Origin of the sequence: Desulfosporosinus sp. SYSU MS00001 (assembly GCF_049943955.1) — a bacterium.
Classification (GTDB): domain Bacteria; phylum Bacillota; class Desulfitobacteriia; order Desulfitobacteriales; family Desulfitobacteriaceae; genus Desulfosporosinus.
The window spans coordinates 83,350-97,195 of the sequence record NZ_JBNFTW010000003.1 but is presented as its reverse complement, the minus strand read 5'-3'; the positions used below and the strand labels follow the sequence as shown (position 1 = coordinate 97,195).

At 41.0% G+C, this 13,846-nt stretch carries 15 protein-coding genes; 6 read left to right on the top strand and 9 right to left on the bottom strand.

Annotated elements, in window-relative coordinates:
• Positions 1 to 41: 41 nt before the first annotated feature.
• From ACPUYX_RS06930 to ACPUYX_RS06905, 6 genes are all read left to right on the top strand, one after another.
• Positions 42 to 392, top strand: coding sequence for a YojF family protein (locus ACPUYX_RS06930; protein ID WP_426379006.1), 351 nt, complete (start codon positions 42 to 44; stop codon positions 390 to 392).
• 75 nt (positions 393 to 467) lie between these two features.
• Positions 468 to 1,136, top strand: coding sequence for a bacillithiol biosynthesis deacetylase BshB2 (bshB2, locus tag ACPUYX_RS06925; protein ID WP_426379005.1), 669 nt, complete (start codon positions 468 to 470; stop codon positions 1,134 to 1,136).
• A 273-nt stretch (positions 1,137 to 1,409) separates the two neighbouring features.
• Entirely contained in the window at positions 1,410 to 3,158 is a 1,749-nt protein-coding gene (locus tag ACPUYX_RS06920) for an ABC transporter ATP-binding protein (RefSeq protein ID WP_426379004.1), read from the top strand.
• Positions 3,159 to 3,262: 104 nt separating this feature from the next.
• Positions 3,263 to 3,865, top strand: a complete 603-nt coding sequence (locus ACPUYX_RS06915) for an FMN-dependent NADH-azoreductase (RefSeq protein ID WP_426379003.1) — start codon at positions 3,263 to 3,265, stop codon at positions 3,863 to 3,865.
• Positions 3,866 to 4,061: 196 nt separating this feature from the next.
• Positions 4,062 to 4,340 carry a hypothetical protein gene (locus tag ACPUYX_RS06910; RefSeq protein WP_426379002.1) on the top strand — a complete coding sequence of 93 codons (279 nt, stop codon included), beginning with the start codon at positions 4,062 to 4,064 and terminating at the stop codon, positions 4,338 to 4,340.
• A 499-nt stretch (positions 4,341 to 4,839) separates the two neighbouring features.
• On the top strand, positions 4,840 to 6,456 hold the full coding sequence (locus ACPUYX_RS06905; RefSeq protein WP_426379001.1) for a (Fe-S)-binding protein: 1,617 nt from the start codon (positions 4,840 to 4,842) through the stop codon (positions 6,454 to 6,456).
• 198 nt (positions 6,457 to 6,654) lie between these two features.
• Here ACPUYX_RS06905 and ACPUYX_RS06900 read toward each other — a convergent pair whose 3' ends face one another.
• The 9 genes from ACPUYX_RS06900 to ACPUYX_RS06860 all read right to left on the bottom strand — a co-directional run bounded on the left by ACPUYX_RS06900 (position 6,655) and on the right by ACPUYX_RS06860 (position 13,779).
• Positions 6,655 to 7,509 (bottom strand): ATP-binding protein, encoded by an 855-nt coding sequence (locus ACPUYX_RS06900; protein WP_426379000.1) that lies wholly within the window; start codon positions 7,507 to 7,509, stop codon positions 6,655 to 6,657.
• Positions 7,487 to 8,344 carry a 4Fe-4S dicluster domain-containing protein gene (locus ACPUYX_RS06895; protein ID WP_426378999.1) on the bottom strand — a complete coding sequence of 286 codons (858 nt, stop codon included), beginning with the start codon at positions 8,342 to 8,344 and terminating at the stop codon, positions 7,487 to 7,489. Before ACPUYX_RS06895 ends, ACPUYX_RS06900 begins: the two co-directional genes overlap by 23 nt.
• Before the next feature lies 1 nt (position 8,345).
• Positions 8,346 to 8,714, bottom strand: a complete 369-nt coding sequence (locus ACPUYX_RS06890; protein ID WP_426378998.1) for a NifB/NifX family molybdenum-iron cluster-binding protein — start codon at positions 8,712 to 8,714, stop codon at positions 8,346 to 8,348.
• Between the two features lie 151 nt (positions 8,715 to 8,865).
• Positions 8,866 to 9,228, bottom strand: a complete 363-nt coding sequence (locus tag ACPUYX_RS06885; protein ID WP_426378997.1) for a DUF134 domain-containing protein — start codon at positions 9,226 to 9,228, stop codon at positions 8,866 to 8,868.
• A gap of 358 nt (positions 9,229 to 9,586) precedes the next feature.
• On the bottom strand, positions 9,587 to 10,054 hold the full coding sequence (locus ACPUYX_RS06880; protein WP_426378996.1) for a DUF892 family protein: 468 nt from the start codon (positions 10,052 to 10,054) through the stop codon (positions 9,587 to 9,589).
• Between the two features lie 107 nt (positions 10,055 to 10,161).
• On the bottom strand, positions 10,162 to 10,863 hold the full coding sequence (locus tag ACPUYX_RS06875) for a response regulator transcription factor (protein ID WP_426378995.1): 702 nt from the start codon (positions 10,861 to 10,863) through the stop codon (positions 10,162 to 10,164).
• 15 nt (positions 10,864 to 10,878) lie between these two features.
• Entirely contained in the window at positions 10,879 to 12,303 is a 1,425-nt protein-coding gene (locus tag ACPUYX_RS06870) for an ATP-binding protein (protein WP_426378994.1), read from the bottom strand.
• Positions 12,304 to 12,314: 11 nt separating this feature from the next.
• Positions 12,315 to 13,067, bottom strand: a complete 753-nt coding sequence (locus ACPUYX_RS06865; RefSeq protein ID WP_426378993.1) for an ABC transporter permease — start codon at positions 13,065 to 13,067, stop codon at positions 12,315 to 12,317.
• The gene (locus ACPUYX_RS06860) at positions 13,039 to 13,779 is read right to left on the bottom strand and encodes an ABC transporter ATP-binding protein (RefSeq protein WP_426378992.1); all 741 of its coding nucleotides are present in this window, start codon (positions 13,777 to 13,779) and stop codon (positions 13,039 to 13,041) included. The genes ACPUYX_RS06865 and ACPUYX_RS06860 overlap by 29 nt, the downstream gene beginning before the upstream one ends.
• Positions 13,780 to 13,846 lie beyond the last annotated feature (67 nt).

The window sequence follows — 13,846 nt, the reverse complement described above, 5'->3', positions numbered from 1 at the left end:
ACAAAGTCGAGAATGATCCTTTGTTAAGGTGGCTGATATTCATGAATCCAATCGATAAATCAATAGTACAACCGGCACTGAACAGTTTTCTCAATCAAGAGGTTTACCTCCACCTTGAGACAACCAATGGGGCCTATGCCGCACATAGACAAGAGAGCAAGATGACAGTAGGGGCCTACATCCGCAATGGCCGTATTTCTTTTATCCGGGGAACCATAACGGGTGAGGGACCTTATCGGGTGGGACTGAAGATGAAAGACGGCTGGGTTTACGCCGAAGGGCTGACCGATTTTGATCTGGAACAAGAAGGAAAACTTTTGCTCGCCGGTCATGATGAAGAGGGACGGCTGGCTGTAGCTCTGGAACTCAGTATGGAGCCCTTTGAATTGTAGCACCCCTGAATTGTTTTGGGGTTAGAACCTTCAATGCAGTAATTAATTAGTAAATTAACGTGGGAGGAGTATTCTTTGGACCAACACGTTCTAGTAGTTTTTCCTCATCCAGACGATGAAACCTTTGGATGCGGCGGAACTTTAGCACTCTTTGCCAAATCAGGAATTCCGATCACATATATATGCGGTACCTTAGGGCAAATGGGGCGAAACATGGGAAAACCCTTTTTCGCTAACCGAGAGACATTGCCTAAAATTCGGGAAGCGGAGTTGGAGGAAGCTTGCAAAGCTATTGGGATTCGTCATTTGATCAAGCTTGGCTTACGCGATAAAACCATCGAGTTTGAAGACCCTGAACCTATTGTCACCGGAATTGGGCGGATTCTCCGGGAGGTTCGGCCATCCCTGGTGCTTACTCATTATCCCGGATATGCAGTACATCCGGATCATAATGCCCTGGGGGAATTGACCATCAAGGCTGTATCTCGTCTTTCCGCGCAAGATCGCCCTACCGTCTATGCCCATGCTTTTGCCCGAAACTGTCAGGACGTGATTGGTCCCCCGGATATTGTCAACGATATTTCAACAGTGGCTGACGTCAAATACTCTGCCATCCTGGCACACCGCTCACAATCCCAAGTGATGTTTCCCCGTGACGACAAGACAGGAGTTAATGAACCGACGAAAAATGCTTATAGTCACATGCTCCAGCGAGAATCTTTTTGGATCTATCGTTGTTTTTGAAAACGCTTCCAAAGGGCTCAGCCGTACAGCAACGGCTGAGTCTCTTCTATAGATTGCAGTGAACTCGTTCAGCTAAAACTGAACATCGGAGCTTCAGATACGATAATGTCCAGTGGACATTATTGCCGAGCTGCCTTTCCCAATAGGAAAACTTAGCGGCGAAGGAGGACTCTACCCCACCTGAAGTTAACGAAAGACTCACCCCCACTTATAGAAGTGGGGTCTTAAAAACTGGATATAAAACTTACTTTGAGAGGAGACCCTGCCGCATTTATGAATATCTTCAAACAATTTATCGGCTATTATAAACCTCATAAATTCCTTCTGTTTACAGACTTATTCTGCGCACTTATTGTGTCGGTCATCGACCTGGCTTTTCCGCAGATACTTAATTACCTGACTAAAACTCTCTTTACTCATGACGCACCTGCGATTCTACATGCCTTACCTTTTATCGGTATAGCCTTAGTGGCAATGTATGTTATCAAATACTTTTGTCAATATTTCATCATTTCCTGGGGACACATCATGGGAGCAAGGATGGAGAACGCAATGAGAAACGATCTCTTCGATCATTATCAGCGCCTATCCTTCTCCTATTATGATCAAAACAACACCGGCGAAATGATGTCTAAACTGGTCTCAGACCTATTCGATATTTCTGAATTGGCACACCACGGTCCAGAGAACCTCTTTATCTCCGCTCTGAAAATTCTTGGTTCCTTTATCCTCTTGATGCTGATCAACAGCAAAATGACGCTGATTTTGTTAATTGTCACGGTTATTATGGTGCTCTACACCGTCCATAACAATATAAAAATGGCTCCTATCTTTACCGATAACCGTGTGAAAATCGCCACCGTTAATTCCAGCGTCCAGGACAGCCTTGCGGGAATCAGAGTTGTTAAATCCTTCGCAAATGAAGATGTAGAACGCGAGAAATTTCACCAAAGTAATCAGGGGTACCTGGTTTCCAAAATCAGAACCTACAAAACCATGGGCAAATTTTTTGCTTGGGATTCTTTCTTCGAAGGAATGCTCTATGTCGTTGTCATTGTCTCTGGCGGGTTATTTATCGCCCAAGGATCGCTCAAAATCACGGATCTGGCGATTTATGTCCTTTACATAAACATCTTTATTAATCCTATTGATGTCTTAATCAACTTTACAGAACAGTTTCAAAAAGGATACGCAGGTTTTAAACGTTTTGTTGAAGTATTGGAAACACAGCCGGACATCAGAAATAAACCAAAAGCTAAGCCTCTAACCAAGGTTTTAGGGGATATTGAATATAATGACGTGTCCTTCCGCTATAATGATGATTATAATGTTTTAAATAATGTCAGTCTGTCAATAAAAGCGGGCAAAACGGTTGCTTTAGTTGGGCCATCAGGTGGCGGCAAGACAACCTTATGCTCACTTTTGCCGAGATTTTATGATGTAACCTCAGGTTCAATAACGATCGACGGAAAGGACATTAGAGATATTACTCTAAAATCTTTAAGAAACGCTATTGGCATTGTGCAGCAGGATGTCTATTTATTTGACGGCTCCATTAAGAAGAATATTGCTTACGGAAAAATGGATGCAACGGATGATGAAATAACAGAGGCAGCGAAAAACGCCAATATTCATGAGTTTATCATGTCACTTGAAGAAGGCTATGATACTTATGTCGGAGAACGCGGCGTCAGGCTCTCGGGCGGCCAAAAACAAAGACTTTCTATTGCTCGGGTGTTTTTGAAAAACCCTCCAATCTTAATTTTAGATGAAGCTACCTCAGCACTCGACAATGAAAGTGAACTCTATATTCAAAAATCGCTGGAAAAGCTTTCAATTAATAGAACTACTATTGTAATTGCTCACAGATTAAGTACCATCAAAAATTCAGACGAGATTATCGTCGTTACCGATGAAGGGATTCAAGAAAGGGGCAGTCATAGGAAGTTAATTGAAAACAACGGAATCTATGCTCATTACTATAATATGCAGTTTGAAGGTCTGGAACCGCTGACAACATAGAATACCATCTTCCTGTATATGGGGATGTTTTTTTGAGCATTTTATCTACGATGGTTTAGCGAAGCTAAAATTCAGTAATTCCAGGAAAGAAGGCGGTTCACTCGATGACTCAAACGTTACTTTATGTTAAAGCCAATCCTAAAGCTGATTCTCAATCCAATACCCTTACTCTGGCAAATGTCTTTGTGCAGGAGTATCAAAAGAAAAATCCAGAATCCGAAATCATCGTCCTCGATCTTTACAAAGAAGGCATTAAACCTTTAGATGCCGATACTCTGACAAAAATGTTCAGCGGTGAGAGAAATAAGGCCCTTGACTATGCCAATCAGTTTGCCTCCGCTGATAAATACGTTATAGCTGCGCCCATGTGGAACCTTGGGATTCCAGCTATCTTAAAGGCTTATTTTGATTATGTTTCCTATGTTGGTGTTTCCTTCAAATACACACCAACAGGACCTATCGGGCTGCTTGCCGATAAGCCTCGTAAAGCGGTTCATATCAGCTCCAGAGGGGGTTCATATAGCGAAGGAGCCGCTAAAGAATTTGATCTCAGTGACAAATATGTCAGAACTATTCTTGGCTTCTTTGGCATAACTCAAGTAGAATCCCTGTTCCTCGAAAATGCTAATGTATTACAAGGCGATGATTTACAAAAAGCCATCGACCAAAGTCATCAAGCAGCACGAAACCTCGCTGCGAATTTTTAAATACGGGCTGTACACTTAAAGGGCGTCTTACTTGGACACCCTTTATATTTTTGATAAATATTGATTGAAATTTTAATCTATTCCCTCTCTTGCATATTTTCGGACTCTATCAAGAAGGGCCAACTACTGAGTTAAACGTAGTATAATAATAGCGTTATTTGTAAACATCAATCCAACTTAAGCAAGGTGATTTTCGATGAGTGTTTTTGAAATTATTATGTTAGTTTGTTTTGGTGCTGCCTGGCCCCTGTCAATCTATAAATCCTACACTTCCCGATCCACCAAAGGTAAAAGCGCTTTGTTTCTAGTCGTCATCTTAATCGGTTATGCCGCCGGGATTATGCATAAAATTTTTCATCAATATGATGGAGTTGTGTATTTATACTTGCTTAACTTTCTCATGGTCTTGACCGACCTTCTTATTTACTTACGAAACAGTCGTTTAGCCGCTAAAACCTTAGAAATGCCCCAGTGAACTCGTTCAGCTAAAGCTCTGAATAGCCCATAACAAATTCTATCGCGCTGAAGGATGGAATCTACCCCCACTGTAGCAAGGTATGAGAACAACTCCCACTTGTAGAAGTGGGAGTCTGACGATTGGATTTAAAAAGACATGCAGACATTAAATGCATGTCTTTTTCTTTTGCTCTTTTTCTTCTGTCTTCTGGAATTATCGACTTAATTAAATGGGGGTATATGAAATAGGCTAATTGACATATGCCCGATATTTAGTATAATTAACCTGAAAAGGACATATGCCAATAACTAAAAAGGAGGTTGAAACTTAACTTTATTAATTTGATACTTTATTAACCTTATTGCCTTATTATTTTTTTACTTTACTCTATTACTTTATTACTTTATTCACATATAGTTTTTTATGATTACATAGTCCAGCCAAACTAGATCAAGAGACAGCGGGAACCTCACCATGAGTTTTTGAACGTTAACGTTGTGGAAGAGGAGAGTCGAGTATGATAGATCACAAAAATTTACGCCCCAAGGATATGGGACGATCGGATGAGCAACTGGTCAGAGTGAATCCCCGGCAGCTCATGCCTTTACTGCCGCCTTATGATAAACCGGGAATGGAACCTCCGCTTACAGATCCTAAACCTGCCTGGAGAGAAAAATTCTGCACTTCTTTGGATGGCTATGTGGGCATTGACACCTTAACACGGCCAAAAACTAAAGAAGAAGAGGACAAATTCGTTCAGATGTTCCTCAAGGGCTTAGAGAAAAGTTTTTCGGATGGTAACAATGGGGCGCTGCAACCCTTCTTATTGTCCTTTGAATATTGTGCCAAGTGTGATACCTGTTCTTCAGCGTGTCATATCTACGAAGCATCAGGTAAGAATGAATTATATCGTCCAATTTTCCGTTCCGAAGTTCTTAGAAAAATCGTAAAAAAATATTTTACCAAAAGCGGGAAACTGTTGGGAGGTTTTGTCGGCGCAGATATCGATGTAAACTGGGAAACCATAGCCCGGCTCGGCGAATTAGCTTATCGCTGCAATCTTTGCCGTCGTTGCGCCCAAACTTGTCCCCTAGGTTTAGATAATTCAATTCTTACCAAAGAAATTCGTAAGATCTTCAGCCAAGAAATGGGCATTGCCCCCCTGCCGCTCCACACTAAAGGCACTGTCCTGCAACTCAAAACAGGCTCATCGACAGGAATTACCAAACCCGCTTTTTTAGATACCATCGAATTTCTGGAAGAGGATATCGAGGAAAAGTATGGTTATAAAATCAAATTCCCTATTGACAAAAAAGGTGCCGATATTCTTCTCATCCACAATGCCGGTGAATTTATGGCTTGGCCTGAAAACCCTATTGCCTTTGCCATTCTTTTCGAAGAAGCAGGTTTAGACTGGACGCTTAGCAGTGAAATTGCAGGCTATGATAATGTAAACTACGGTATTTGGTATGATGATTTTCAGGCCAAGAAGCTTGCCTTACTGCAAATGAAAGCCGCAAAGGAGCTGGGGGTCAAACGAATTGTTATTGCTGAATGCGGCCACGCTCATAAAGCTTCAATGATTGTAGGCGACCGCATGACTTACGGTGATGACAAGATTCCAGTGGAAAGCTGCCTGCCTCTGCTTTGGGATTTGGTTAAGAATAAGCGCTTAAAATTAAACTCCAACAAAAATAATTTTCCGGTGACCCTTCATGACCCATGTAATTATGTTAGAGGCATGGGGATTGTTGAACCACAGCGCAATGTCTTGAAAGAGATTTGCCCTCAGTTTAGGGAAATGACACCTCACGGGGTTAACAATTATTGCTGTGGCGGGGGCAGCGGTTTTGCTATTACAAATTCCGTCAACTTCAGCGAATGGAGAAATAAAGTAAGCTCACGCATGAAGTTTAATCAGATTCTTGGAGCCTTTCGGGATACAATGGCGGATTCCAATCAACCTAAATATGTATGTGCTCCTTGTTCTAACTGTAAAGGAGCAATTAGAGATATTCTGGAGTTCTATGAAGCAACGACAAAATTTAATGTTCAGTATGGTGGTTTAGTAGAATTAATGGTTAATGCTCTTGTGAGTATGAAAAAACCGTTTATGGAGTTTTTAGAAGAATAGTGCCAACGTTTTCCGGCGAACCATTTAAGCAAACGCCTTCTGGAGCAGATTACCCTAATCGACTCCAGAAGGCGTTTATACTATAAGATTATTCCCTATTAAATTGTATAGTTAAGTTACATACCTATCGTTATACAATATGTGACCAAACAACAGTGTCTCTTTTCAAAGACTTGCTAATGATCCGGTTAATGTCCTTTACAGTAAACTTATTGTCTGATCAAAAACATCCTTGACCGCACGCCCAGAAGCACAATCCATCTCGACAATGCTCTTCCCCTCATTGATTGCTCTGACAGCGGCAGGATCAAAGGGTATTTTTCCTACGATAGGAAGTTTAAGTCTTTGACAGAAGGATTCGATTTTTTCCGTATTATCCTGACTTGTATCATATTTATTAATACAAATCGCAATTCGCGTTTGAAATTTCTCGGCGGTTTTAATGATTCGTTCCATATCACTAATGCCTGAGATGGAGGGTTCTGCCACAACCAACACCATATCAACACCATTTAACGAGGCGATTACCGGACAGCCGATCCCCGGTGATCCATCAACGATCGCCAGGTCAGCGTTTATTGCAGTATACTTCATATTCCTTTTTACTTCGGTTACCAGCATCCCGGAATTACCGCTTCCCATTTTAAGCCGCGCAGTGGAAAACACGTTATCACCAGAATAGAGCATCAGGTCGCCTGCTGCGGAAGGTTGAAAGGATATGGCTTTTGCAGGACAGATCGCTTCACAGACGCCACATCCTTCGCAGGCTAAACTATCAACGTTATAAGGATCACCCGCCTGAATTGCCTCGAAACGACAATGCTGCTGACACAAACCACATTGCACACATAATTCCGGATCAATCGCTGCCTTGGCCATTCCGTAGAAGTTGGCTCGTCTGGCTTCCGAGGACTGATGTAAAATCAAATGCAAATTGGGAGCATCGACGTCACAATCTGCGAAGGCCCTGGCTTCAGATAGCTTAATAAAAGCGCTGGCAACCGTTGTTTTACCAGTACCGCCTTTGCCGCTAAGGATGAGTAATTGCTTCATTTTGTACCCCCTTAGACACCATTTGAAGCATAGAAGAGAACATTCCCTGATACTTCTCATTTTTTCTAACAGCAATGAGCCCTTGCGCATTTAGGGTTCCCAGCTCATTTTCAAAAGGGATCTTGCCTATGATACTGATACCCTTTTCCAAGCAAAATTCTTCTGCCGGATTGTCTCCGTCCTGGCACTTATTGAGTACCACACCATGTGGCTTACTAAACAAGGTTACCAGTTCATAGACCATCTTTAGATTGTGAACTCCAAACAACGTAGGCTCGGCCACCAACAAGCAATAGTCCGCATCCTTAATACTTTCCATAACCGTGCAGGCGCTGCCGGGAGGACAATCAATCACTGTGAATTTCTTATCCCCATGGAGATTCTTTAAAAGTGTCTTAATAACCGGAACGCCCGACTCTTTACCGGTATGTAATATTCCTGTAATAACTTCAACATTTCCGGAAACACCTCTTTGAACCTCGCCAATAACGCTATCTTTCTCCGACAGAGCTTTTTCTGGGCAGAAGAGCACACATCCGCCGCAAGAATGACATACTTCATCAAAGATAAGTAAATGATTTTTGATATAGGCTAAGGCGTTAAATCTGCAAAAATCGATACATTCGCGGCATCCGCTGCAGAGCTTATCATCAACTATAGGAATCTTAACGGAAACGTTTTCTGTTTTTATATCCTTGGGGTTAAAAAAAAGATGCCCATTAGGCTCTTCAACATCACAGTCAATATAACAGGAATCTACAGCAGAAGCTGCCAAATTAACGGATACCAATGTTTTACCTGTGCCGCCCTTACCGCTGAGCACAGCTATCTTCATCTTAGTTTCCTCCATGGCCATGAAATCCGGCATGAATTTCTTCCAATATAGCTAACTTTCCTTCAATTAAAGCCGCGAGATTATCCTTAATTGAGTCGTTGATGGTTTTAAATAGTTTAATATTGGCCGCTTGAATTATTTCTGCTGCATTTTCACCGCAGCGAGGAGTAATCAAGGCATTAACCCCATGATCAACAACGATTTGTGCAGCCTTTATTCCAGCGCCGCCTTGACTGGCAATTGCGCTATTATCGAGAAACACACTTTCCTTTGAATCTGTATCATAAATCAGATAATAGGGTGTCCGCCCAAAGGATTCACTTACACTTGCTTCCATTGATTTGTCATTGACCGGAATTGCGACTTTCATAAAGAATCCTCCCAAATAAAATATAGCTAGATCATTTACTAATTACTAATTATTATTATTAAATGACATAAAAACTTCATTCCTTCGTCTAGGATTATTAGCCTAGGCCAGTACTTTGGAACTCTAAGTTATATTTTCCAGAGAAATTTTGTCATTCTTGGAAGGCTCGGCCACATCGATGTTTCTGACAACCGCCACAACCACAGTATGGTTCAAGGCCGTCACAAAGTTTATAATCTCCGCCTTCAATCCTTAACATTTTCCCTTTGACTAAAGATTCCGCAAGCTTTTTTCGAGCATCATTATAAATACGCTGTACTGTTGTACGTGCAATCTTCATTTGGTCTGCAGACTCTTCCTGAGTAAATCCTTCTAAATCAATCAGCCGTATCGTCTCATACTCATCAACGGTCATAGTCAGAAAATGATCTTGATTAATCGGAGCGTTAAGTGGCCCAAATTGGTTTCTTTCCGGCAAGCAACATACTTTTCTCCATTTTCTTGGTCTTGGCATAATTCGTTCTCCTCTGCTTGTGACGTAAGGAACAGAAGCGTCCTCCTGTTACTTTTCTTATATCATTATTTTACGATTATGTCATCCCCTTGCCAATATGAAAGCAATTTCGCAGAAAAGGTATGCACCTTTGGTTATGCATTAAGAATAACGACCCATTAACCTCTATCGCTGATTGTCTCCTTTCAGATTATTGACATATACCCTTTTTAAACCTATTATACATCATTATAGGCATATGTCAATAATAACTCTTACTCAATGGTGTCCTCTGGAAAACAAAAGGCCTTCTGCCAAATTGTCGTCGTACAATCTCTCAGAAGGCTTGATGAAAAGCTATTTTGCTGCCACGAGCAGGTTACTGAATAGGATAGGCTCCTCTGCTGCTAAGGTAATTAAATAAGTCTTCGCCATGCTGCTGCTCTTCCTTTTGAATATGATTTAGGGCCTGGCGAATATTATGATCTTGGCACTCGAAGATAACTGTATCATAGGCACCCGAAATATACTTCTCTGTTACGAGCATATCTTTGGTCAAGGCAACATCATTTTGATTTACTGTTTGCCCGACAGGGTTTGTTTGCATTGCTTGATTCTGCCCTCCGGTTTGCTGACCTTGGCCCTGACCGCTTATGGTTGGCGTTTGACCGTTCAATATTTCGTTAAGAGTGTTGAAATGTTGTTTTTCATGAGAGGCATGATCATTAAATAATTGTTTGAGTTGTTGATCCTGGGCTTCATTAGCATATTTTGTATATTTCTGAACACACATTTCTTCATGGCTTTTTTGATCTTGAAGCAGCATCCGTTCTTTTTGACTGATCATGGGGAATCACCTTCCTATGTATACGTATAGGCGCACCTACCTGTTTAATATTATTCCTCATGTCGGACCGAACTATGTATTAAAACAACAAGAACGATTAACTAACTTTATACTCTAAAGCGATAGCCTGCACCCCAAACAGTTTCTATATATTGAGGATTGGAGGGATCGCTTTCGATTTTCTCCCGCACTCTTGCAATATGTACCGTCACTGTCGATGAGTCCCCTAGGGCTTCTAAACCCCAAACACGTTCAAATAACTCTTCGCGTCCGAACACACGATTTGGATTTTGGGCAAGATATACAAGCAAACTAAATTCTTTCTGAGCTAAGCATACTTCCCGGCCGAGCACAAAAACTCTATGGGATTCTTGATCGATCTTCAGCCCACGAATCGTTAACGTATTCCCCTTTGTGACACTGTCTCGGAATCTCTGTTTTAACCGCTCATAATTCTCCAGATGGGCTTTTACTCTAGCGACTAATTCGCCGGGACTAAAGGGTTTGGTAATATAATCATCGGCACCCAGGCTGAGGCCTTTAATCTTATCGATTTCTTCCTTTTTGGCAGAGACTAAAAGAACGGGAATATCTTTATCCACTTTCATGCTCTTTAAAATTTCCAAGCCATCCATTCCCGGAAGCATGATATCCAAAATCAACAAATCAATATCGCTTTCCTGAAACATTCTTAAACCCTCTGAGCCGTCTGAGCACACAAGAACCTCAAAGCCGGCAACTTCAAGATAGTCTCTTTGTAATTCTGCGATACTCAAATCATCTTCAATTATCAAAATCTTTTTCTTCATTGAACCTTCTTAGTATTATGATTTACTTAGGGAAATCATAATACTCGTTCCCTCCTCCCCATGACTAGTAGCCCAAATTCTTCCTTCATGGCCTTCGATAATTTGCTTAGCTATTGCCAATCCCAGACCGCTTCCTTTACTTCGAGCCCTATCAGACCTATAGAATCGGTCAAAAATATAGGGCAAATCCCCTTCGCTGACACCCGAACCATTATCCCGCAATTCAATAATGATGCTGGTCGACGTATCTCGAAGAAGAATTTCGATTTCGCCCTGCTCTTTGTTCATATATTTACGAGAATTATCAAAAATGTTCACAATGACTCGTTTCATTCTCGCACGATCCAGAAAAACAAATTGCTTTTGGCGCAGATCATTTCGAAAAGAAACCTTGATCTGACTCCTTTCCAATTCCGGCTCGCTTTCAAGCAGGCAGAGTTTAAGATAATCTTCAATATCTGTTTTTTCAAAATCAAAAGGAAGTTGGTTTAAGTCAAGTTTAGCATAAAGAAGTAAATCATCAATCATTTGGTCAACTTGATGGGCCTTCAAAGATATTGTTTTGAGATATCGTTCCCTTTTCTCGGGTGTATTGGCAATCCCGTCTAAAATCCCTTCAATATATCCTTTGATAGAGGTTACAGGGGTTTTTAAATCGTGAGATATACTTGAAATTAACATTTTACGATTATCCTCATACTTCAGTTGAGTATGAACAGAATCCTTTAGTCTGAGGCGCATAACTTCAAGGTCGCGGCATAAAGCCTGAATTTCTTGATCCCCTTCTTCTACGATAGCCTGATTGAGATTTCCTCGGCTAATTTCCGCAGCGGCACTTTGCAAATTACGGAGTGGTTTAAGAATCGTGCGCGAAAAATGATACGATACAAGGCTATTCGTTAACATAAAGACAAGCACAAAGGTTACTCCAATGATGATTATGAATCTCGTAAAATTTGTTGCCGCTTGATCTAAAGGTGCTAGCAACGACACGTTTCCCTTCGTACCATCCTTGAACTGCAGGCTTATGGATTGAACGGTATAAGTGTTGTCTCCAATCACAACGGGTTCTGTTCTCTTCATATTCCCTGCATCCAAAGCCTTTTCCATATCAATTTTACTTAGATTAAGGGAAGAAAAGATTACCTTTTCGTCTTTTACAACCACAAGCTGCCCATGAATTTCTGCCAGCTGTTCTTGAAGATGTTTTTGAAACCCCTCGTCTTCGATGACTTCCGGGGTTTGTTGAAGAATATTTGTTTCGGTATTTAAAAGCTCAAACTTAATTTCTGACAAACGTTGATAATTTTTAAAGGATAGATCATCACCGGAAAGCTTGCCGTAGATAAAAAGAAAAGCCACGGCAATAAAAACAGTAATCACCGTTGGAATGATGACTGTTGAAGCGTTGGCTAAAATCATCCGTTTCTTGAGGTCCATTAATCGTCACCCTATAATTCCTTTTTATCAAATAAATAGAATCCAGCTGTAAATAACATAACGCTTGACCCCAGCATAATCAAGAATTGGCGAATAATTTTTGCCAAAGGAAAGGATTTCATAAGAAACAAATTATACCAATCCAGTTGCGTTGTCATCAATATACTTGAGTACTGTGAAAAGAACACTCCCAATACTTTTAGGCCTAAAAAGATCAAGATTGATACAAAAAAAACAGAAATTCCACTCTTAAGTAAATTTGTCAAAAGAACAATTCCTAAGGCTAAAACGACCATGGGAAACAAGCTAACGATATAAGAGAATACAGTTCTAACTAGGGAATCCAGAGTTGCTGAATTGGTATTAAAAACAAAACCAGCTATGATCGAAAAAATTAGCAGCAAGAGAAGAGTTGCTAAAATGAATAGACTGATAGCCGTAATTTTAGCTGCAAAGATTTTCAAACGGCTCACGGGCCGGGTTAAAGTTATACGCATATTATTATGTGCAAACTCTCCTGAGAAACTATCAATGGTTACTAACGCAGTAAACAAGGGCAAGATAGTGTTGACAACAACTGACAATACAAGCATGGGAAATTCCATACTGCCTGCCGTTCTGAGTCCAAAGCCGCTCCTTACCCCTACAATAATAATTTGGCCTATAACAATAACAGCCAGCGAAAGCAAAAAGGCGGCCAAAGCCTTTTTCTTTTTATAGAGCTTCTCTAGTTCATTAACCAACGCTGCTTGAAAGACGGCCATTTCGTTCTACCTCACTTACAAAATAGTTCTCAAGTGTCGCATAGTTTCTCAAAATCGTCTTAGTGCTCTCGACATTAAGGATTTCGCCATTATAAATCACCCCAATACGATTACACGTCAACTCGACATCATGAATCAGATGACTGGAGATAAAAAATGTGGTCTTTTCTTCATCGGCTAATTTCTGAATCAGCTTACGGATATCAATCATTCCCTCGACGTCAAGACCATTTAACGGTTCATCCAGAATAACGACTTTAGGCCGGGATAAAATAGCTGCCGCTAAACCAAGTCGCTGCTTCATTCCTAAGGAGAATTTCTTCGGTTTCTCATGTTTATAGTTAGACATACCCGTTAGCTCCAGAACTTCATCAATGCGTTGATAATCCACATCCGGGTAAAATCTTGCCAGCTGTTTCAAGTTATCAAAAGCACTAAGATAAGAATAAGCTTCAGCGATTTCGATCAGGCAGCCAACCTTAGCCATCGCTCGTTCATAGTCTTCCGTTATGCTGTGTCCGAAGATCTTTACATCCCCATAATCAGGCCGAATAAGTCCTGTCATAAGTTTCATGGCGGTGGTTTTTCCGGCACCGTTGGGCCCCAGGAAGCCAAAAATATCTCCTTCGGAGATTTCTAAGTTAATATTCTTAATTCCCCGCCCATTTTCATATTGTTTCGTTAGATTCTTGATCTCTATAATCGGTTCCATACCTGCCTCCTTCAATGGTAAGAGGACTGCCGGGGTAACCGGCAGTCACAGCTATTTTACACAGTAG

Excerpts from the sequence above, each read along its gene's own strand:
- ACPUYX_RS06905 (WP_426379001.1), top strand. The coding sequence starts at position 4,840 with ATGATAGATCACAAAAATTTACGCCCCAAGGATATGGGACGATCGGAT.
- ACPUYX_RS06895 (WP_426378999.1), bottom strand. The coding sequence starts at position 8,344 with ATGAAGATAGCTGTGCTCAGCGGTAAGGGCGGCACAGGTAAAACATTG.
- ACPUYX_RS06910 (WP_426379002.1), top strand. The coding sequence starts at position 4,062 with ATGAGTGTTTTTGAAATTATTATGTTAGTTTGTTTTGGTGCTGCCTGG.
- ACPUYX_RS06865 (WP_426378993.1), bottom strand. The coding sequence starts at position 13,067 with ATGGCCGTCTTTCAAGCAGCGTTGGTTAATGAACTAGAGAAGCTCTAT.
- ACPUYX_RS06880 (WP_426378996.1), bottom strand. The coding sequence starts at position 10,054 with ATGATCAGTCAAAAAGAACGGATGCTGCTTCAAGATCAAAAAAGCCAT.
- ACPUYX_RS06885 (WP_426378997.1), bottom strand. The coding sequence starts at position 9,228 with ATGCCAAGACCAAGAAAATGGAGAAAAGTATGTTGCTTGCCGGAAAGA.
- ACPUYX_RS06860 (WP_426378992.1), bottom strand. The coding sequence starts at position 13,779 with ATGGAACCGATTATAGAGATCAAGAATCTAACGAAACAATATGAAAAT.
- ACPUYX_RS06875 (WP_426378995.1), bottom strand. The coding sequence starts at position 10,863 with ATGAAGAAAAAGATTTTGATAATTGAAGATGATTTGAGTATCGCAGAA.
- ACPUYX_RS06915 (WP_426379003.1), top strand. The coding sequence starts at position 3,263 with ATGACTCAAACGTTACTTTATGTTAAAGCCAATCCTAAAGCTGATTCT.
- ACPUYX_RS06920 (WP_426379004.1), top strand. The coding sequence starts at position 1,410 with ATGAATATCTTCAAACAATTTATCGGCTATTATAAACCTCATAAATTC.
- ACPUYX_RS06900 (WP_426379000.1), bottom strand. The coding sequence starts at position 7,509 with ATGAAGCAATTACTCATCCTTAGCGGCAAAGGCGGTACTGGTAAAACA.
- ACPUYX_RS06930 (WP_426379006.1), top strand. The coding sequence starts at position 42 with ATGAATCCAATCGATAAATCAATAGTACAACCGGCACTGAACAGTTTT.
- ACPUYX_RS06890 (WP_426378998.1), bottom strand. The coding sequence starts at position 8,714 with ATGAAAGTCGCAATTCCGGTCAATGACAAATCAATGGAAGCAAGTGTA.
- ACPUYX_RS06870 (WP_426378994.1), bottom strand. The coding sequence starts at position 12,303 with ATGGACCTCAAGAAACGGATGATTTTAGCCAACGCTTCAACAGTCATC.